Below are 19,723 nucleotides of genomic sequence, written 5' to 3'. Positions count from 1 at the left end.
TACATCGGAATTTACGCCTGTGGAGAGCTATACAAACCAAAGTAGCGAGCAAGTGGCAAAATGGGGTTCGAAGAAGCAGGAACACTCTAAAAATGTACATTTGTCTGTATTTTTAGTAGCAGAGATTTTCGGAGTTGTCGATGCGGTGCCGGAAAAAGCTCTTTGATCCGCTGTGTGAATTTGCTGGAAGAGCTGACATTAGGACAGGTTCTTATCGATGGGGTAAATCTTCAGGAAATTTCCCCCCTGCGAACATCTATAAATAAGGGAGAGAGAAGCATGACATTTGTTCAAACCGATGCACAGCGCAAAATAATTACAGAAAGTATTGAGAATGCGAAGCATGTATATATTGAAACGAGCCATGCGATTCATGAAAAGCCTGAAATCGGCAACCGAGAGTATTTTGCGTCACAAACATTAGTTGATTTACTAGAAGGTGCGGGATTCCGGGTTACACGCAATATTGCGGGGCATGAAACAGGCTTCGTCGCCAAGAAGCATTCCGGAAAGCCTGGTCCAACAATTGGTTTTCTGGCAGAGTATGATGCGCTTCCGGGTCTTGGTCATGCGTGCGGACATAATATTATCGGCACTGCGAGCACAGCGGCTGGCATCGCCTTAGCAGAGGTGATTGCGGAGACAGGCGGAGAAGTGATCGTGTTCGGAACACCGGCTGAAGAGGGCGGTCCGAACGGAAGTGCAAAAGGGAGTTTTGTGGATTATGGCATTTTGGAAGAGGTAGATGCGTGTCTCATGATTCATCCAAGCGGAAAAACCTCGGTCACAAGTCCTTCTCTTGCAGTCGACCCGTTTGACTTTCATTTTTACGGCAAGCCAGCACATGCGGCGGCTTCTCCTGAAAAAGGAATCAATGCGCTTGATGCGGTCATTCAATTGTTCAACGGCATTAACGCCTTGCGCCAGCAGCTTCCGTCCGATGTGAAAATTCACGGTATTATCACACACGGCGGAGACGCACCAAATATCATACCGGAATATGCGTCAGCCCGCTTTTTCATTCGTGCGAAAACGAGAAAACGCTGTGAGGAAGTAACGGAAAAAGTGAAAAAAGTGGCGGAAGGAGCTGCTTTAGCAACGGGAGCAACGATCAAGATTGAGCAGTTCCAAAATAAAATTGATAACCTGTTATTGAATCGTACCTTCGACGCCGTTGCAGCAGAAGAGCTGGAGCAGCTTGGCGAAATTGTACATTATGAAGGACGTTCAGGAATTGGATCGACGGATGCAGGAAACGTCAGTCAAGTCGTGCCGACCATTCATCCGTACATTAAAATCGGTCCAGACGATTTAATCGCCCACACGGATGAATTTCGGGAAGCGGCAGGCTCCAAGCAAGGGGACAAAGCGCTTATTATCGCCGCAAAGGCGCTTGCTTTTACGGGGTACCGCTTGCTGACGGATTATGATGTACTGCAAAAAATACGCGCGGAGTTTGAGGTTGCGAAACAAGCGGAAGAGAGATAACAAGAATACGAGATGCTTGAGGTCGCGAAGTTTCTTGGTCAGGAACTGACAAATGTATACGGACAAAGCATAAAGATATGTCGGAATAACAAAGTGGACTTATATAAGCATGCAGGTTTATTTTTGGTATGTCGTATACAGTAAGAATTATGGTTTTTAAATGAATGGAAATACTTGGAGGTATTGCCGCGAAACAATTCTCGAACACCTGCTTACGGAAAAGCGGGTGTTTTCCTTTACATGTCTTTTTCTTCCAGCTTGTACATATATTTTAGTAGACGTCATCGAGGAGGAAACCATGGATCCGATGTATACAGGTAGTATCATATCTTCACTATGCACCATGCTGGGTGCCGTCCCTGCCATGTTTTTAAAAAACGTATCACATAGAGGAAGAGACATTTTACTGGCTTACACCGCGGGCATCATGGTGGCCGCTTCTACATATGGATTAATTCCGTCCGCTATAAAACTATCCAACATATACGTATTAACAATAGGAATCTTATTGGGGGCAGTCGCTTTGACATTCCTGGACAGCTGCCTTCCCCATATTGAATTGGAGCGGTCCGCTTCCGGTATATTTCAAGAAGGAACGCCGCTGTTATTGATTGCGATGGCGTTCCATAACATACCCGAAGGCCTTTCCGTCGGCGTCAGTTACGGCAGTCATTTTGAAGATTTGGGACCGCTCGTCTCCTTTGCGATCGGACTGCAGAATATACCGGAAGGATTTTTGGTTGCGTTATTTTTAGTTTCTCATGGGATAAAACCTTTAAAGGCGCTTTTTTATACTTCGCTTACAGGTTTGCTGGAGTTGGCATCAGGTATGCTCGGATTATCGTTTGCCGGCCAGTTTGCGGGAGTCGTACCGTACGGACTGGCGTTTGCGGCGGGGGCGATGCTGTTTGTAGTGTATAAGGAGCTGATTCCGGAAAGTCACGGGGACGGGAATGAACGATCGGCAACGTTTTCGTTTATTATTGGATTGCTTACGATGATTGCGCTGACGCATTGGGTGAGGTGATTGGAATTTTGGAGAGAGTAAGCTTATATCGTCACTGTAAATAGCTAAGTGTGTAAATGTCTTGTCATAGCCTATTACATTACTTTTGAAATCATGCTGTTTTAACTGCAAAGAGAGAGGATTTTCATCCATCTGACCTTTAAGTATTCCGGAACATAAATCTGTCATTTTAAATTTGTTGATGACAAAATAGCGGCAAACTTTGCATAATGAAATGCGTTTTGAACAACCTCTAAATATAGACATGGAAACGAAGGGGGTATGAAAATGGAATACGGTCAATTCCCTGTTTTTTTCGACGGACGCACAGCGCATGCCGGTACAGGCAGAGACGCGGAGTTTGCGTTTGATGGTACGCTTACTGCGGAAGCCCGCAGATTAATGGGTGCTGCGCCAAACGTAGAAGAGACAGATATGGGCTTGCTGGAATAGCTCTTTCTCAGCAAGCAATCCGATATCGCGAATGGATCTTAGAAGAACCAAAGTCATATTTATAAGGTTTTACAAACAAAGAGAGATGCTTATAATTAGGAAGCATCTCTTTTTATTTAGGATAAAATCAAAAAATCGTCCGGCAATCCTTCTCATTTCTCCCCTGCCTTTAAACCCCAAAATGCTCGTAGTATGCGGTAAACAAAGAAACAAACCTGCGTGCCTAATAAAAACGCAGGGAGGTGTTGTTAAAGGATTGGACTGTTACAAAACTCGGCAGGCGCACTATCCTCACCCTAAAACACTCCTCTTTTTTTTACATAATATTATTATCTGTGCGATCTGTCCCTCTGAAAATACAAGTCATATCCCGCTATTTTTTTCATAAGCTTAACCATAGGAATTTGTCTATGGTTATCCCATTGAAAAGGTGGCGTCAGCTTATGAGAAAACATTTGATGGCCACATGCGTGCTTCTTTTGCTGCTTATGGTTTGGATGCCTGTCTCCGGGGCAAAGGACGGTGAGGCGAAGCGAAGGACGGTCGTGCTCGTATATGATGATTCCGGCAGTATGCGATCGAGCGGAAAAAAGGCGGTGAACCGCTGGATGTATGCAAGCTATGCGCTGCAGAGCTTTGTCGGGCTGCTTGACGGAGGAGACCGCTTTTCGTACGTGCTGATGAGCAATCCTGCACAGGAGATAGCGGTTACGCTTGGAAAACGTCAGGCGGAGATAGACGGAATACGGAACTGGAACAGCTATAAAAATACACCGTTTCAATCGGTGGAGACGGCGATTGAGGCTTTAAAGCGACAATCGAGCAACGGGAAGGATGAGTTTTGGCTTATCATGCTGACCGACGGCGCGTTTAATGAGCTGGAATCTTCAAACGGTGCGCAGTATGAAGGAAATAAAAAGCATATTACAGATACGCTCCGGAATTTTAAAGCTTGGATGGACGAGAGAAAGCTTTCTGTTCATTCTGTTTTAATTACGATGGAGTCCCAGTTGACTGAGGATGAACGGCAGCAGGTGAATACGTTTAAAGAGATTTGGCAAGAGACGATAAACGGCATTCTTCTTCCGACAGACGGCGAGGACGGCGTTGTGAATAGCGTTAATCAAGCGGCGGGGCTTATTGCGAACCGCGATCCGTTTTCCAATGTAGAAGATGTGGTAAAAACGGAAGTGAAAGGAAATAAGGTAACCGTTACATCACCGTTTCCGCTTCGAAGAATAACGGTTGTGCAGCAGGGAAGCGCAGAGAATGCGCGTGTTGTGAAAACATCGGACGCAACGCTTGTGACAGAAGGACCGTACAAAACACAAACGCCGCAGCGAGCGATTTTAAATGGAAGCATTACGCACCTTGCCCGATCAGACGGCGCAGTGCTGAAGGCCGGGAAATATGAATTGCAGCTGGATCGGGACATTTCTTCCGGCAGCATAAAGGTGCTTGTCGAGCCTGCGCTCGATTACACGGTAAAGGTATATAAAAAAGAGGGCAAGCAGCTGACGGAAGCAAGCGAGAAGATGTATGAGGGTAGCACGGTGATTGTTGAGGCGAAGCCGAATGAGCTCCCGGTGAATTCTTCTTATTTTGCAGCATCGATTGTGCAAAACGGCAAATCCGAGCCGATGAAATGGGATGACTTGCGCAAGACGTTTCAATATGAAATGAAGGTCGGGACAGAGCCGATTCGCGGGAATGTCAGCATGAATATTAAAGGGTTTTACCAGCAGACGAAAGAGTTTCGCATAAGTCCCGTTCCAAAGCCGAAGCTGTCTCTTCAAGTAGAAACAAAGGATTGGCGGGAGAAGGTTACCGATCTTTCCGAAAGCTCTCCCATTGTATTGCAGCCGCTTCTTGACGGGAAGCCGATGACAGCGGAAGAAATCAAAAACACCTCGTTCCGCGTCACGTTCAACAAACGAATCAGCTATGAACTGTCGCAACAAGGTACGAAACTCTATTTATATCCTCGCCCTTATTACTCCGACACATTTAACTTTACAGAAACCGGCACCATAGAAGCCGCCATCACAATGGAAAGTCAAGAATTCGGAAAAGCATCACAAGTTGTTGTTCTTACTGTTGCAGATGTATCGTTTTGGGAACGGTATAATGTAATTTTTCAGTATGTATTGCCGATTGGCATTGTTATCATCATGCTTGCGGTTTTAGTCATCGGCTGGATTATACGCCCGCGCTTTCACCGAAGAGCCTTTATTTCTTATGAATTAGATCAGTCGTTATCGGATGAATGGATTCATAAAGGAGAGCCCGAGCTGCTTCGCAATGCATGGTGGAAGCATTATCTCGGCATTCCGTACAGGGCAGAGCGGCGGACCGTGCAGTCTGTAACGTTCATTGCGAAAAAGGGGACGAAAGCTGTGTTTGTCGCGAAGGAATCACAGGTGGAAGGCATGATTATTGACGGTTCATTTTTGCAAGAAGATGAAATAGGCTTCGAGCATCGTACGCTTTACCCGAATGAAGCGGTTAGGATTGACCGCGGCTATGGCAAGGAAACGTATCGATACGAGTGCGACTAGGGGGATGGTACGGGTGAATTCACAAGTTCCGACGATTTTAATTGGTCTTGGGGGGATCGGAAGTACGATTACGTATAATGTGTACAGCAAAATACCGAAGGAGCGCCGCAAGAAGGTGGCGATGCATGTGTTTGATACGGATATTAACACGGTGAGCCGATTTGGAAATAAAAAATTCATGACACAAACAAGTTCCAGCAAAACGCCGCGTGAATATCTTGCGGAGGATGCGACGATTACGGATTGGTTTCCAGAGGATCCGACGATTCTCGACAAGCCGCTTACAGAAGGCGCAGGGCAGCTTCGCGTTATTTCCCGCCTGGCATTGCGGGCGGCGATGAAGGATGATAAGCTGACAGCATTTTGGCAGGAGATTGAAAGAATCTTTCCGGTCACAAGCGATACGACGGAGTACGGCGTGCGCGTCATCATCATTACGTCGCTCGCAGGCGGAACCGGATCGGGAATGTATCTCCAAATTGCGCTGTATTTGCGGGAAATGCTCCGAAAAAAATTACAGCATAATAACATTATCATACGAGGGGCATTTCTCCTTCCTGACGCTCTCGTCAAAACACGAACAATCAGCGCGAAAGAGTTTGAGACTGTTCAGGCGAACGGCTATGCTTCTTTAAAAGAGCTGCATGCGATTACGCTCGGCTCTTCCGGCGAGCTGTCCCGCCGCGGCGGTGCGACAATTGAGCTGGAATACCGTCCGGATCAAGTAGACGAAGACGGCCGGACGAATCATACGATCATGCAGAAGCATTTGCCTTATAACTATTGCTTCCTGTATGACTATGAAAATTTGCACGGTCATCATTTGCAGAATTTGTCCGATTATATGGAGCAGATGACGAATACGATTTATCTGCAGCTGTTCAGTCCGATTTCCGCCAATCATTTTGCACAGGAGGATAACCAAATTCAGCAGCTTGCCGATTCGAACGGAAAAGCGCGCTATTGCGGAGCCGGTGCGGCAAAACTCATTTATCCGTACGGGCATGTTTTGGAATATTCGGCCCTTAAGTGGGCGGTGCAGGGCTTGGATGAGTCGTGGCTGCATTTAGACAAATTGTATGAGGAGAAGAAAAACCGTTACGAGCAGGATGTACGCCGCGGCGTGCAGCGGGAAAAGCCGGAGCGAGGCCGCAGCTTTTTGGAGGATTTGGAGCACCTCGCCACGCGGCCGGAGCGGGCGCATCCGTTTTACAAGCAAATTTATATGGAAACGCGCGAAGGAGCGGAAGGCGGTAAAACGGGCATGCCCAAGGCACGTCAGTTTTTAGAAGCAGTGGACAGCTACGTGCAGCGCACGGTGCAAAAGGATGAGGAGTTGAATCGCCTGCAGCGTGAATGCAAAGTGATGAGCGCGAAGCTGAAGGTGCCGGAGCAAATGAAGGGAGAGGTAGGACGTGTCGATCATGCGGTGCGTCTATATGCCTACAGCATTCCAAGCCGCGTACACGAGCACGTCACAACGCTTGTGTATGACATTATTGAAGCGGATCAGTTTTCGCCGAGCGGCGCTGAGGGGCAATCGTATCAGCTCAACACGTGGTTTTTGAAAAAACCGTCTCCGATTCATCCTGTGACATCGCGGTATATGCTGTATGAAGTTCGAAAGCTGTTGGCAGAGCGCATGAAGCGCTTGCAGGAAAGCAATGAACAAAAGCGCAATCTCATCCAAAATTACGATAAAAAATTCAATCTCGGCAATGTGGACGGCACGGTAACGGCGGTGCGCCGCGTCGAGCTTTCGGAGCAGCAGGGCTGGTTCGGAAAAATGTTTCATAATATGCAGCGCGCGTTCCGTAAAGAGTTTCAGGATATTATCGCGCAGTATGTGAATAAACTGACGGATTATCGCAAGGAAATGCTGCTTGAGCTTGTGTATCAATCCATTTACCAAGCGGTTGAACAAATGATTAAGCATTGGGAGCGGTTCTTTGATAACCTGCAGGAAACGCGGGAAAACCTGCTGCTTGAGATCCAAAAGCGCGCCAAGGAATTCGAAGGAAAAACGAATCCGACGAGCGTGTACGTGCTCGCAAGCGAAGAGATGCAGGAAAAGCTGTGGAAGCAACTTTATCAAAGTGTAGATAACGGCATATTGCCGCCTGAAATTTCTTCGGAGATTTATTTAAGCTTATATCGGGAGTACTGCAAGGACAGCGGAGCAGAAGAAGGGAGGTCGCAAAAGGTAGAGGATTTTTACCGCTCGCATATTCTTGCGTATTGCCGTAAAGAATTGCAGTCGCGGTATCGCGATAAACTCGAACTGAACGTAATTGATGCACTGCGCAAAGAAGCTGATTTTAAAAGCTGCGACCGCAGCGAATATGTGAAAGAGCGCATTGACAATCTCATTCATTTAGCGAGTCCGTTCATTCCGAAAGTAGCGCATCACCGCGAGCTGCAGTATTGGGGGATTCACCCGAACGTGTATCGCGAGCTGAACGAGGAATTGGTGCAAGAGGTGTTCAGGGAAAAGGAAACGGTCGATACGGCGTTTTCACCGTTTGAAGTGGTGTGCTATCGGGCGCATTATGGCTTGTCGCTTCAGGATTTTCCGAAGCTTTCCGCCGGTCATGCGGCAAACGGCTATAACGACGGCAAGGGAGATTACTTCCAAGCATATTACCGGCGCGTTCACAAGCTGAACGTCCGCAAGTCCAACTTAACGCCGCATCTTGATAAATATTGGCATTTGCCGGCATTTATGCCTGACTTGAATGCTACGCAAACGAAGCTTGATTATGAAAAATGCAACCGTGCATTTTTATATGCGTACATGTACCGCTGGATCAGCCTTGTCAGGGTAGATGAGCAGTTCGTGTACCAATATAACGGTATCGGACGAAGCTCGCTTATTCAGTCCAGAGGCAAGAATGTGACGTGCGAGGGCTATAAATTGCACAGAGGACTGTTGCATAACCCGTTCATTTATGAAAACATCATTTCCCGCTTCGAGCAGGAGCAGGAAGCGGCGCTGCAGGCAGGCGGACATTTATATACGCATCCGTTTGTAACGGGCGCTCAGGATTTAAAATGGCTGCGCAAAGAGTTCATTCACAATATTTTAGACGTTGTCCTCATGTACGGCAGCGAAGCGAAGCGGGATGCGACGCTTGAAGAAACGTCCGATGAATTGCTTCGTCTTTTGCTTGATGAAATAGAGAGCTATTTTAAAAGTTACTACGGAGCAGGAGCGGAAGGCATCGCACGGAAGGAAGCGGCTATTTTTATCGAGCATTTGTGGAATCGTTCGTATGCAAAAGGCTATGTGGACGAAAACAGTGCCTCCTACAAAAAATGGCTGCATATGCTCGGCGTCCAAGAGGTGCATGAGGAAACGAAGGCGAACGTATAAGCGGTATATCAGGCACCCTTACCATAGATTATGGGAGGGTGTTTTTGTACTTAAACAACTGCTAGCATGCAAATCCCTGCATGCTTCTTTTTATGATACAATGAAGGAAGCAGAGGAGAGATAGGGATGAAGTGGATATACATATTACTTGTGAACATATGGGCTTTTTACCTAATGGGCAACGATAAACAAAAAGCAAAACGGAAAGAGTGGCGTATTTCCGAAAGCATGCTGTTTTTTGCAGCGGCCATCGGCGGAGCGTTCGGCGCATGGCTCGGCATGTATACGTTTCGCCATAAAACACAAAAGATGCAATTTGTGGTCGGCATTCCGCTTTTGGCACTGCTTACGGCCGCTGCGTTATGGACAATGCGCTAAGGCGCATTGTTTTTCTTTTCCAGCTTCTTTCGGTATAATGAGTGCCATATAAGAGGAGGGATACATATGGACCAATCTAAAAAGCAAGAGGCGCTTCGCAAGCTGACGCCGATTCAATATCGGGTCACGCAAGAAAACGGAACGGAGCCACCGTTTCGAAACGAATTTCACGATTATAAGGGTGAGGGATTATATGTGGATATCGTCTCCGGAGAGCCGCTGTTCAGCTCGCTTGATAAATACGATTCCGGCTGCGGCTGGCCAAGCTTTACAAAGCCGTTAAAAGATGAGCAAGTGAAGGAACTGCGTGATTTGACGCACGGCATGATTCGCACAGAAGTGCGCAGCAAGGATGCGGACTCGCACTTGGGCCACGTCTTCACCGACGGACCGCGCGACCGAGGGGGCCTTCGCTATTGTATCAACTCCGCGGCGCTTCGTTTCATTCCAAAAGAAGAGCTGGAGAAGGAAGGCTACGGCGAATACGTGAAGTTGTTTGCAAAGTAAGGAAAGCCTGCTTGCTGCTTTGTCGGGAAAATGAGAAAAGAAGCTGTTGTATGAAAGAGAGCGGCGCTTATATAATGAATGTTAGGTAAAGAGAGTAGGAGGAATAGCATGGAGAATCAGTCATCGCAGCAAAAAAAAGGCATAATCTATGCTGGTGGCGCTTATGTGATGTGGGGGATACTTCCGCTCTATTGGAAGCTCGTGCAAGGCGTTTCGGCTGAAGAAATACTAGCGCACCGCGTTGTGTGGTCATTTGTATTTATGCTGATCATATTAAGCATTAGTAAACGAATGGGTCAATTTCGGACGGAATGGAAGAGGCTGCTTCGCAATCCGAAATCCTTCATCATGTTAATTATTGCATCTTTATTAATTAGTGTGAACTGGTTCATTTACATATGGGCGGTGAACCATGATCATATTATTGAAGCAAGTCTTGGTTATTACATCAACCCGCTCGTCAGCATTTTGCTTGGCATGGTCGTATTGAAGGAGCGGCTAAACTTTTGGCAGCTTTTATCGGTGGCGTTAGCGGCTGTTGGCGTAACAGTGCTGACTGTTCAGTACGGTTCGTTCCCATGGATTGCGGTAAGCCTTGCAGTCAGCTTCGGTATATACGGTTTGGCGAAAAAGCTTACAAATTTCGATTCTATGATTGGTTTGACATTAGAGACGCTTGTTATTACGCCGGTTGCTTTTATCTACTTAGTGTATTTGCAAGTAAACGGAAATATTTCATTTGGAACGGGTTCCTTTTCTGAAAGTCTCTTATTGGTGGGCAGCGGCGTCGCAACTGCATTGCCGCTTCTCTACTTTGCGAAGGGAACGAAGCTCATTCCTTTGTCTATGGTAGGCTTTTTGCAATATATCGCCCCGACCATCAGCTTATGCTTAGGTATATTCTTATATAACGAGCATTTCACAAAAGCCCATTTGACCGCGTTCTTCTTTATTTGGATGGCGCTTGTGACGTTTTCGTTCGCGAAGACGAAGCTTATGGTTAGTCTGCAGCCGAAGTTTGGAAAAAATAAATCTGCGAAGGCGTCATAAAGCTCGGGGGAACCCCGGGCTTTTTTATGAAAATTTTTAAAAATATATAGAAAAATTATACATTTCTATATTACTATAAAAATAAGGAAGATGTTGGCATCCTTAGTTTGTGAGTGCGGAGGATACGATGGGAAAACAAGCAGGAAGACAAGTATTAGAAATATTGGCAGGGTTTGTTTTGGCGCTGGCGGCGGCCATTTGGGGAAATACCCTTATGTTAGCGGCTGTTGGTATGTTTTGTGTACTTTACATTACGCTGCAAAACGGATGGAAAAGCGGTATCATTTCTTCGCTTTTGCTGAGCCTGACGGTTATGCTCGTCAAAAATGTGCCGTCCGGCAGTGCAGAAGGGAAGGAAGCCGCCCTTATAATTATCGGGCTGATCGCATGCGCCTATTTATTCGGCTCTGTATTTCATAGGAAGCACGGCGATTTACATACGCTGGAGCATGAATTTGCGCAAGAGAAGCTTTTGTTTGAAGAGGAGTTTGTTCGTCTGGAAAAAGAAAACAAGCATTTGCATAAGCAGCTGCTGCAAGGGGAAGCGAGTATGATCGCAGCTTATGAACTTGCCGCTTCTTTGGAACAAAATCATCCAGATCGTGTGCTGAACGAGTGCGCTAAAGTCTTGCGAGAGTATTTTCAAGCTGAAAGCTTCGCAATCTATCATCTCGATTCTCCACAGCATACGTTGCAAATGCAAGTGCGCATCGGTTTGGGTTATATGCCGCCAATTGTTTATCTTGAGCAATCATCTTTTTATGAAAGAATGTTGAACAGCCGGACTGCTACATGGAAACAACCGGGGGAAGAGGATGCGCCCATGCTGGCAATTCCGCTTGTGGTGAAGGATCAGATTGAAAAAGTGATGATAATACCAAATATGGATAGATATCGTCCTGCAGATTTGAACGTAACGTTTTTACAATCGCTTTTGCATATAATCGTATATCATTATGAAAAAGCAGAAAAACAGCGGGAACGGGATGACTTATATCCGGGCACACGCATTCATCATATGACATCATTTCAAAAGTATATAGATCTTGAACGGGAGCGACTGCATCTGTTTGAGCAGCCGTTCGTATGTATCGGCATGTACGTGCGCGGCTTAGAAGAAAAACATTTGCCGTTTTTGCAGGATGTATTGGCCAAAGAGCTGTGCGAATTAGATCAGGTGGCGTACAATAGCGTGACACACATGCTGTATGTGCTTCTTCCCGGAACGGATGCAAGTCATGCCGGGCTTGTACGAAAACGGCTGGAGGCTATTTTAAAAGAAAAGCACATTTTCGTCATCAACTGGACTGTGCTGCAAAACGAAGAGGCGGTTTAACGGAAACATTTGCCTTTTTTTCTATGAAACACTATGATAAAGAAAAAGTTCTTTCGTAGGGGGGCGCTTATGATGGAGCATATCTTGGACAACGGTCCGCTTATGTCGGCTGTCATTGCCTGGTTCTTGGCACAATTTGCAAAGGTAGTAATTGTTTTAATTAAGACAAGAGAGGTGGATTTTGCAAAGTTTTTCTCATCCGGCGGCATGCCAAGCTCGCATTCCTCTACTGTTACAGCCTTGGCAACCGCCACTGGCTTTCAGGAAGGAGTCGCAAGCACATCATTTGCCCTGGCAGTTATATTCGCTGTCATCGTGATGTATGATGCGTCTGGTGTTCGTCTTGCGGTAAGCAGACAGGCGAAAATTTTGAATGATTTCTTTCACGGAAGAGCAAAGGATTATAAACAATTGAATGAACTCGTCGGTCATACGCCGTACCAAGTCGTTGTCGGTGCCGTTTTAGGCGCCGCCGTGGCCGCCTGGTATTACTAAAAAGCAGCTGTTTCGGCTGCTTTTTTATTTTGTTCATATGCATGTGCGTTCCTGAATATCGTATACGGATAGGAGGGGAACTATGGAACTGCATGAACATATCCAAGGACGCATAGCGGACTTGCGGCGCCTGCAATATGCTGACGGAACGTGGCGTTTTTGCTTCGAGGGAGCGCCTTTGACAGATTGCTTCATGATTATGACGCTTCAAGCTTTACATAAAAAAGAAGATAGGCTGATGAATAGATTAACAGAGCGCATTGCCGGTCTGCAGGACGCAAACGGCGCGTGGAAGCTGTATAAGGATGAGCAAGGCGGCAATCTGTCTGCGACAATCGGGGCATATATGGCGTTATTAATGTCCGGCCGTTTTTCTAAAAGCGATTCGAACATGAGACGGGCGGAGGATTTTATAAAAGCGAGGGGCGGATTGGCACGCACGCATTTCATGACGAAATTCATGCTTGCATTGTTCGGACAATATCCGTATCCGAAGCGGCTTTCTCTTCCAATGACCATCTTTTTGCTGCCTCCGTCTGCGCCGTTTTCTATATATGAGCTGAGCAATTACGCCCGCATACATCTTACACCGCTGATCGTTTGCATGAATAAGCGCTTTGTGGCGGAAGCGGAGCATGTGCCTGATTTAAGTCATTTGCTTGGCGAAAATCCGGATTGGTTTAAACAAGACCGTGTTCCTTTTCTTGATACTCTCTTAAAGGAAGGAAAACAGCTTGCATCGTATCCGGTGAAAATCCACCAAAAAGGCTATCAGGCGGCAGAGGATTTTATGCTAAAGCGCTTAGAAGAAAACGGAACGCTTTACAGCTATGCGAGTGCCACTTTTTACATGATCTATGCCATGCTTGCACTTGGATATAAGGAGGATGCACCTGTTATTTCACAAGCTTTACAAGGATTGTCTACATATTTCTATGAAACAGAACGAGGCCTTCATCTGCAAAACTCGCCGTCCGAAGTTTGGGATACAGCCTTACTCAGCTATGCTTTACAGGAAGCCGGTGTGCCGCCGCAAGATCCGATGATTACAGCTGCGAACGAGTACTTGCTGCTGCGACAGCATACGAAAAAAGGAGATTGGGCTGTTCATGCTCCGAAAGCAGAGCCGGGTGGCTGGGGATTTTCGGATATGAACACGTTTGTGCCGGATAATGATGATACATCAGCAGCGCTGCGCGCCATTACACGTCAGGCATCACGGGAAGCCAAGTATGAGACAGCGTGGAAAAAGGGCTTGAATTGGCTTCTTCAGATGCAAAACAAAGACGGGGGCTGGGGGGCGTTTGAGAAAGGTGCAGATAACGAATGGCTGACGCTGCTTCCGATTGATAATGCGGAAGATGCCATCATTGATTCTTCCACTGCTGATATAACAGGAAGGGTACTGGAGTTTCTTGGCACCTATGCGGGCATGAACGAAAAGCATCGCATTGTGAAGAGGGCAGTGGAGTTTCTGGTTGAAAACCAAAGAGAAGATGGCTCATGGTACGGAAAATGGGGTATTTGCTATATATATGGTACGTGGGCGGCTGTAACGGGCATGCGCGCGGCAGGTGTTTCAGCAAACCATCCAGCACTCCAAAAAGCGGTGCGTTGGCTCGAATCTATCCAGCACAGTGACGGTGGCTGGGGAGAATCGTGCCAAAGCAGCGAGAAAAAGCGCTTTATGCCGTTTTCGTTCAGTACGCCTTCGCAAACGGCATGGGCAATAGATGCCATTATGGCGGTAAAAGGAAAAGAAGCATCATCCGTTCAGAGAGGCGCTGCGTTTTTGCTGCGGCAAAACGAACTGAGTGAAACGGCGCTCACATATCCGACTGGCCTTGGGCTGCCGGGCGGCTTTTACATTCGGTATCACAGCTACAATCACTTATTCCCGCTTCTTGCTTTGGCGCATTATATGAAATGAAAAGAGAAGGCAAATGCCTTCTCTTACTCGTTCTTCATGTTTTTCTTTTGGCGCGCATCAGCTGCTTGAGAGCGTGCTTGCGCCTCTAAATCATCTTGATCTGCCAGTTCTTGAGAGAATTCCACATCGCGTCCGTCAGACTGTACATTGCGCATTGCTTTTTTCTTAGCCATTGTTGAAGCCTCCTTTCCTATATGTACAGCATTAGTTTGCCTTCTCTTGGATGCTTTATCCAATTTCATTTGTTTTTTCACAAAAATGACAAGGAAAACAAAAGAACAGAAGCGAAAGAAATAAGAGATATTAAATGATAAAGGAAGTGTAGGAATGATAAGATTGGATGGCAAATGCGCAGTCGTAACTGGATCGGCGCGCGGTCTTGGAAAAGGAATTGCAGAAAAACTTGCTTCATTAGGAGCACAGGTCATAATTAGCGATGTTAATGAAGCAGGAGCGAGAGAAACGGCAGAGGAGCTCAAACAGAAAGGGTACGCCGCTTCGTTTTTCGCATGCAATGTGGGAGACCGTGACGATGCAAGAAAGCTCGTGGAATATACGGTTGAAGCATACGGAAAAATTGATATTTTAATAAACAATGCCGGCATTACACGCGACGGTATGCTGCATAAGCTCGATGGCGAGCAGTGGGACAGCGTGATTCAAGTGAATTTAACAGGCGTATTCAACTGCATGCAGCCGGCTGTGCAGCATATGCGCGAGCAAAGAAGCGGCCGTATTATTAATATTTCCTCCATCAGCCGGGAAGGGAATATCGGGCAAGCGAACTATGCTGCAGCCAAAGCAGGCGTTGTCGGCTTGACGAAAACAGCAGCAAAGGAGCTTGCGGCATTCGATGTAACGTGCAACGCGATTTGTCCGGGCTTTATGGATACGGAAATGACAAAAACGATTCCGGACTCGATTAAAGATAAAATGATTGCGGCCATTCCGCTGAAGCGAATTGGCACTTCTCGGGATGTTGCGAATGCAGCGGCATTTTTGGCTTCGGATTGGGCGTCATACATAACAGGAGAAGTGCTGAATATAAGCGGCGGCTTGCAGATGTAGAGTGAAAACTAAGGTAGTGATATACAAAAATGAAGCGACCAGTCCATAAGAATGGTCCCTTTCCTTTTAAAGCTTCCAGCAGTCCTTGGGTGATGATTGTAATGCGAGGTGCCATCTGCTGAAGTCAGCGCGGTATGAATACTTGGTTGACAATATTGCGATAGCGGCAATATTTAGGAGGATCTAAGTCTAATAGACTAGGTAATAAACTTCCAAAATTTAAAGAGGAATTTTTCAAGGGTATGCAGGTATTTTCTATGAAGGCTTTTATATAGGCCTTTTTCTCAGAAGTTACTAGTATAAAGGAAGGGAAAAGTTCCATACATGTGGAAATAGTAAGGTATTCTGATAGTTGGAGGTAATGTTATGTCAGTAGTAGCAAATAGTATTAGTGTTGTTGGGGGGCAGGAGTTATTGCCTCATAGTCCTGAGGCTCAAGCCATTCAACTGCTTTTTGGATATGGGGATAAGATCATAGATATTATCAACTCTATGCCGCCTAGTGAGGTAGAGATTGAAGTATTTATGCAGGATGATATAACTTTTGTACAAGGTGATAACTACACAGCAGTTATCTCTAAAGCAGGAGATATTTTTCAGCTAACTCAAGAAATTATTGAAGCCATCCATAAGTTATAAAACAGTAGAGAGTCAGAAATGGCTCTCTTTTTGTTGGAGGAAGATTTATGAAATTGGGGAAGATAAATTTTCTATGTAAGTTTCTGTTTATATATAAATGCAACTAAAAAAATCGACATAAAAACGTTTCTTTTAGGGGGGAGAGAGCATCCGACTAAGCGTAGAAGCGGTCAAACCCTTTTCGTGGCCCACGCAGGGGTAAATCATAGAGAGGGAGCGAGCGCAGTTTCCCTTTTGTTCTACGTGGCAAATAGATATGTCGGAATAACAAAGTGGACTTATATATAATAATTAATCTATAAGCATCTTATGAAATCTACCTTTTTGCATAAGCAACTTTACCTTTTTACCATACATTATTACATATGGTAGAAAGGAGATATAGATATTGAATTGGGACAACTTAGGGTTCGTAATATGCAAGCCGGACGCGGTGTATTTACATTTGGAACAAGAAATTTTGTCGTTTCTACGGCAGAAAGGCTTTCAGATTCTTGCTTGCAAATATGTAACCATTACGCCGGATTTATGCCGGCTTTTATATCGGGACAGATATAAGAGTTATCCTGAGCGGCGAGAATTGGAAGCAGAATTCTTTCGTTTGGGAGAAAGTTTATGCGTGCTGGTTCACGGCACGCCGCAGCCGCCGTACAAATCGATTTCTGAATTGATTAGTAAGAAATGGAAAGGGAACTTCAGGCCTGAAAAGGCAAAGGAAGGAACAATACGGAGGATGTTCGGATCGATGAATCCAGTATTTAATCTATTTCATTCTTCAGATTGTACAAGCACTGCGAAAAGGGAAGCGTCCTTGTTTTTTACGGCTGAAGAGCTGGAACGATTGACAGAAGATGCTCCGTGCTTACTTAAGCACAAAGGGAAGCACAATCTCGATGTTACAGATATATACTTTCGTATCAAGAAGCAGTGCATACGAGCTTCATCCATGCATTTCGCAGTGAAGCGGAGATACAGGGACTATATTGATGAGAAGCACCGTCAATCCATGAGCGTAAGCCAGTGCATGAAGCGAACCTGGCTGTACAAAACTCTGCAGGAGGAATATGAGATGTTTCAAGCGGCCATTCGCAAAGACAAATTGCTGAAGCGCATCACAGACTACAAGCATTTTAAACAAATCAACTACGATGTGCTGTTTCAAGCGCCCGTCATAGCGGATTTGAAGCTTACGAAATGGGAAACATGCTTGCTTAAAACAACAATGCTCGATTTCGTATAAAAAACCTCCAGCATGCTGCTGGAGGTCATTCTTATTAATCCATATTCACCCAAACGCTCTTTACTTCCGTATAGTTTTGCAGTGCGTAAGAGCCCATTTCGCGTCCGAGGCCGGACTGCTTATAGCCGCCAAATGGAGATGCTGCGTCGAACGTATTATAGCAGTTCACCCATACCGTGCCGGCGCGAAGTTTGCTTGCGATGTAGTGCGCGCTCTTAATGTTTTCTGTCCAAACGCCTGCTGCGAGTCCATAGTTGGAACGGTTCGCACGCTCAATCACTTCGTCCAAATCTTCAAACGGCATTGCCGCGATGACCGGTCCGAAAATTTCTTCCTTTGCAATGGTCATTTCGTCTTTTACCGCCGCAAATACAGTAGGAGAGACGAAATAGCCGTTATCAAATGGTTGCGTGCCGCCCGCTACGAGCTCTGCCCCTTCTTCAATTCCTTTATTGATATAGCCGAGAACTCGTTTTTGCTGCTCCTCGGAAACGAGCGGTCCAATATTCGTTTGCGGATCGATACCTGCGCCCTGCTTAATATTCTTGGAGTAAAGCGCAAGATCAGCAACTACGTTATCGAACATTTTCTTCGGAATGAAGAGACGGGATCCGGCGCAGCACACTTGTCCTTGGTTGAACATAACGCCATTTAAAGCACCCGGAATCGCACGGGAAAGATCTGCATCCGGCAAAATGATGTTAGGAGATTTGCCGCCAAGCTCAAGCGTAACGCGTTTTAGCGACTCAGAAGCTTGTCTCATAATGATTTTGCCGACTTCCGTGGAACCTGTGAATGCGATTTTGTCAACGAGCGGATGGTTGACGAGCGCTTGACCAGCAGATTCGCCGAATCCAGGTACGATATTGACGACACCTTTCGGGAATCCAGCTTCTTCAATGAGCTCAGCCAAATATAATGCAGAAAGAGGCGTTTGCTCTGCCGGCTTCAATACAACCGTACAGCCTGTCGCAAGTGCAGCGCCAAGCTTCCACATTGCCATCAGCAGCGGGAAGTTCCACGGAATGATTTGTCCGACAACACCGACTGCTTCATGACGTGTATAGTTAAAATAGTTGCCGTTCACCGGAATCGTCTGACCGACGATTTTCGTTGCCCAGCCTGCATAGTAGCGCATATGCTCAATCGCAAGCGGAACGTCCGCAGCTGAAGTTTCGTTGATCGGTTTTCCGTTATCAAGCGTTTCGAGCTGCGCGAGCTCTGCTTGATTCGCTTCCATTAAATCAGCGAGCTTATACATCAAACGGCTGCGAGTCGCCGCAGACATCTTGGACCAAGGACCTTCATCAAATGCTTGACGTGCCGCCAGCACAGCTTTGTTAATATCTTCGCGGCCAGCTTCGTATACAACAGCTAATGTGTCACCAGTTGCAGGGTTTGGTGTTTCAAATGTTTTTTGGGAAGCGCTTTCAATGAATGACCCATTAATGTACAGCTTTTTCGTACCTTGTAAAAACTTCGCAACCTTTTCATGAATTTGAACAGCTACTTGACTCATGAAACAACCCCCTTAATAGTTTCTTATTGTGCATGGAAGCACCATGCTTGTCCTGCATGGGAGGAGCAACCGGTTGAAGGACTCTAAGGTAAATAATATATAAAATAGTTAGAAAATTCAAATTTCAAATCTGTTACATATACGAAATGTTTGTAATATATTCCATAGAAAGAATAAAAAAACAGACAAAAGGGGAAGGTAAGAGCGGAGGTGAGAGTTATGGGCAAAAGAAAAAAGGATCCATCTCGCGTACAACTAGGTTCTGCTCAAGTGCAAGGACAAGGAACGACAACTTCAGAAACGGGTACAAAGGCGAGCTCTTCTCGTCATAAGCAAAAGCAATCGTAGGCTCACAGATTACTCTGTGAGTTTTTTCTTTAGGAAAAATACTCCAATCAATATATGTATTAATCTGTGGTTTTTGTGCCGGCGTTCTATCGGATACGCAGCTTAGCTTCATCATGCTCATTGGAACAACTATTATTTTATGGAACTATTGTGGCAGCCAGCTCTGCTCCTGTTGCGGCTACAAACATAAAGACGTGAAGAATCTCAATTTGCGTGAGTGGACGTGCCCAGCTTGCGCAGCAAGCTCCGCGCGTTTTATATGCAAGTCTTGACTAATCCGAATTTTCAGCGCTAAAACGATGCAGCCGCATCGTTTTTTTGTGATAGAAGCACAT

18 protein-coding genes and 1 pseudogene are annotated in these 19,723 nt (G+C 45.9%); 17 read left to right on the top strand and 2 right to left on the bottom strand.

Annotated features, from left to right (window positions below):
* The first annotated feature begins 19 nt into the window (after positions 1-19).
* From H540_RS35490 to shc, 12 genes are all read left to right on the top strand, one after another.
* Positions 20-166 (top strand): hypothetical protein, encoded by a 147-nt coding sequence (locus tag H540_RS35490; RefSeq protein WP_155890973.1) that lies wholly within the window; start codon positions 20-22, stop codon positions 164-166.
* Between the two features lie 113 nt (positions 167-279).
* Positions 280-1,488 (top strand): M20 family metallopeptidase, encoded by a 1,209-nt coding sequence (locus H540_RS0107485; protein WP_028400106.1) that lies wholly within the window; start codon positions 280-282, stop codon positions 1,486-1,488.
* A gap of 298 nt (positions 1,489-1,786) precedes the next feature.
* Positions 1,787-2,515 carry a ZIP family metal transporter gene (locus H540_RS0107480; protein ID WP_028400105.1) on the top strand — a complete coding sequence of 243 codons (729 nt, stop codon included), beginning with the start codon at positions 1,787-1,789 and terminating at the stop codon, positions 2,513-2,515.
* Positions 2,516-2,782: 267 nt separating this feature from the next.
* The gene (locus H540_RS33035; protein ID WP_155890972.1) at positions 2,783-2,947 is read left to right on the top strand and encodes a hypothetical protein; all 165 of its coding nucleotides are present in this window, start codon (positions 2,783-2,785) and stop codon (positions 2,945-2,947) included.
* Positions 2,948-3,390: 443 nt separating this feature from the next.
* Entirely contained in the window at positions 3,391-5,505 is a 2,115-nt protein-coding gene (locus H540_RS0107470) for a VWA domain-containing protein (protein WP_028400104.1), read from the top strand.
* Positions 5,506-5,518: 13 nt separating this feature from the next.
* A complete protein-coding gene (locus H540_RS0107465) occupies positions 5,519-8,878 on the top strand; it encodes a tubulin-like doman-containing protein (RefSeq protein ID WP_028400103.1) in 3,360 nt (1,119 codons plus the stop codon).
* Positions 8,879-9,004: 126 nt separating this feature from the next.
* Positions 9,005-9,256: a DUF1294 domain-containing protein gene (locus H540_RS0107460; RefSeq protein WP_028400102.1), complete on the top strand. Its 252-nt coding sequence runs from the start codon at positions 9,005-9,007 to the stop codon at positions 9,254-9,256.
* A 66-nt stretch (positions 9,257-9,322) separates the two neighbouring features.
* Positions 9,323-9,763 (top strand): peptide-methionine (R)-S-oxide reductase MsrB, encoded by a 441-nt coding sequence (gene msrB / locus H540_RS0107455; protein ID WP_028400101.1) that lies wholly within the window; start codon positions 9,323-9,325, stop codon positions 9,761-9,763.
* A gap of 108 nt (positions 9,764-9,871) precedes the next feature.
* Positions 9,872-10,813: an EamA family transporter RarD gene (rarD, locus tag H540_RS0107450; RefSeq protein WP_028400100.1), complete on the top strand. Its 942-nt coding sequence runs from the start codon at positions 9,872-9,874 to the stop codon at positions 10,811-10,813.
* A 127-nt stretch (positions 10,814-10,940) separates the two neighbouring features.
* Positions 10,941-12,149: a hypothetical protein gene (locus H540_RS0107445; protein ID WP_028400099.1), complete on the top strand. Its 1,209-nt coding sequence runs from the start codon at positions 10,941-10,943 to the stop codon at positions 12,147-12,149.
* Positions 12,150-12,221: 72 nt separating this feature from the next.
* A complete protein-coding gene (locus tag H540_RS0107440; protein ID WP_028400098.1) occupies positions 12,222-12,644 on the top strand; it encodes a divergent PAP2 family protein in 423 nt (140 codons plus the stop codon).
* An 82-nt stretch (positions 12,645-12,726) separates the two neighbouring features.
* Positions 12,727-14,574, top strand: a complete 1,848-nt coding sequence (gene shc, locus H540_RS0107435) for a squalene--hopene cyclase (protein WP_028400097.1) — start codon at positions 12,727-12,729, stop codon at positions 14,572-14,574.
* A 23-nt stretch (positions 14,575-14,597) separates the two neighbouring features.
* Here the strand turns inward: shc and H540_RS0107430 are convergent, their stop codons facing one another.
* Positions 14,598-14,747: a YfhD family protein gene (locus H540_RS0107430; protein WP_028400096.1), complete on the bottom strand. Its 150-nt coding sequence runs from the start codon at positions 14,745-14,747 to the stop codon at positions 14,598-14,600.
* Positions 14,748-14,901: 154 nt separating this feature from the next.
* Here H540_RS0107430 and fabG point away from each other — a divergent pair, with 154 nt between their 5' ends.
* The 3 genes from fabG (at position 14,902) to H540_RS0107415 (ending at position 17,521) form a co-directional block, all read left to right on the top strand.
* Complete coding sequence (gene fabG, locus H540_RS0107425) at positions 14,902-15,642, top strand: 3-oxoacyl-ACP reductase FabG (protein ID WP_028400095.1); 741 nt, start codon at positions 14,902-14,904, stop codon at positions 15,640-15,642.
* Between the two features lie 366 nt (positions 15,643-16,008).
* On the top strand, positions 16,009-16,281 hold the full coding sequence (locus tag H540_RS0107420) for a hypothetical protein (RefSeq protein WP_028400094.1): 273 nt from the start codon (positions 16,009-16,011) through the stop codon (positions 16,279-16,281).
* A 388-nt stretch (positions 16,282-16,669) separates the two neighbouring features.
* Complete coding sequence (locus H540_RS0107415; protein ID WP_028400093.1) at positions 16,670-17,521, top strand: nucleoside-diphosphate kinase; 852 nt, start codon at positions 16,670-16,672, stop codon at positions 17,519-17,521.
* Positions 17,522-17,555: 34 nt separating this feature from the next.
* Here H540_RS0107415 and H540_RS0107410 read toward each other — a convergent pair whose 3' ends face one another.
* On the bottom strand, positions 17,556-19,040 hold the full coding sequence (locus tag H540_RS0107410) for an aldehyde dehydrogenase family protein (protein ID WP_028400092.1): 1,485 nt from the start codon (positions 19,038-19,040) through the stop codon (positions 17,556-17,558).
* Positions 19,041-19,259: 219 nt separating this feature from the next.
* On the opposite strand from H540_RS0107410, the gene H540_RS31915 reads away from it, so the two are divergent.
* Both H540_RS31915 and H540_RS31910 read left to right on the top strand, forming a co-directional pair.
* Complete coding sequence (locus H540_RS31915) at positions 19,260-19,388, top strand: YuzL family protein (RefSeq protein WP_081415052.1); 129 nt, start codon at positions 19,260-19,262, stop codon at positions 19,386-19,388.
* Positions 19,389-19,519: 131 nt separating this feature from the next.
* Positions 19,520-19,660 (top strand): annotated as a pseudogene (locus tag H540_RS31910) (IS200/IS605 family element RNA-guided endonuclease TnpB); the annotation flags it as partial.
* Positions 19,661-19,723: the final 63 nt, after the last annotated feature.

Origin of the sequence: Ectobacillus panaciterrae DSM 19096, assembly GCF_000430785.1 — a bacterium.
Lineage (GTDB): Bacteria > Bacillota > Bacilli > Bacillales > Bacillaceae_G > Ectobacillus > Ectobacillus panaciterrae.
This window is presented reverse-complemented; position numbering and strand designations above follow the sequence as displayed.

Bases quoted from the DNA above. Each gene is read 5' to 3' on its own strand.
- H540_RS0107460 (WP_028400102.1), top strand. From the start codon at position 9,005: ATGAAGTGGATATACATATTACTTGTGAACATATGGGCTTTTTACCTA.
- shc (WP_028400097.1), top strand. From the start codon at position 12,727: ATGGAACTGCATGAACATATCCAAGGACGCATAGCGGACTTGCGGCGC.
- H540_RS31915 (WP_081415052.1), top strand. From the start codon at position 19,260: ATGGGCAAAAGAAAAAAGGATCCATCTCGCGTACAACTAGGTTCTGCT.
- msrB (WP_028400101.1), top strand. From the start codon at position 9,323: ATGGACCAATCTAAAAAGCAAGAGGCGCTTCGCAAGCTGACGCCGATT.
- H540_RS0107420 (WP_028400094.1), top strand. From the start codon at position 16,009: ATGTCAGTAGTAGCAAATAGTATTAGTGTTGTTGGGGGGCAGGAGTTA.
- fabG (WP_028400095.1), top strand. From the start codon at position 14,902: ATGATAAGATTGGATGGCAAATGCGCAGTCGTAACTGGATCGGCGCGC.
- H540_RS0107430 (WP_028400096.1), bottom strand. From the start codon at position 14,747: ATGGCTAAGAAAAAAGCAATGCGCAATGTACAGTCTGACGGACGCGAT.
- H540_RS0107485 (WP_028400106.1), top strand. From the start codon at position 280: ATGACATTTGTTCAAACCGATGCACAGCGCAAAATAATTACAGAAAGT.
- rarD (WP_028400100.1), top strand. From the start codon at position 9,872: ATGGAGAATCAGTCATCGCAGCAAAAAAAAGGCATAATCTATGCTGGT.
- H540_RS0107410 (WP_028400092.1), bottom strand. From the start codon at position 19,040: ATGAGTCAAGTAGCTGTTCAAATTCATGAAAAGGTTGCGAAGTTTTTA.
- H540_RS0107445 (WP_028400099.1), top strand. From the start codon at position 10,941: ATGGGAAAACAAGCAGGAAGACAAGTATTAGAAATATTGGCAGGGTTT.
- H540_RS0107440 (WP_028400098.1), top strand. From the start codon at position 12,222: ATGGAGCATATCTTGGACAACGGTCCGCTTATGTCGGCTGTCATTGCC.
- H540_RS0107470 (WP_028400104.1), top strand. From the start codon at position 3,391: ATGAGAAAACATTTGATGGCCACATGCGTGCTTCTTTTGCTGCTTATG.
- H540_RS0107480 (WP_028400105.1), top strand. From the start codon at position 1,787: ATGGATCCGATGTATACAGGTAGTATCATATCTTCACTATGCACCATG.
- H540_RS33035 (WP_155890972.1), top strand. From the start codon at position 2,783: ATGGAATACGGTCAATTCCCTGTTTTTTTCGACGGACGCACAGCGCAT.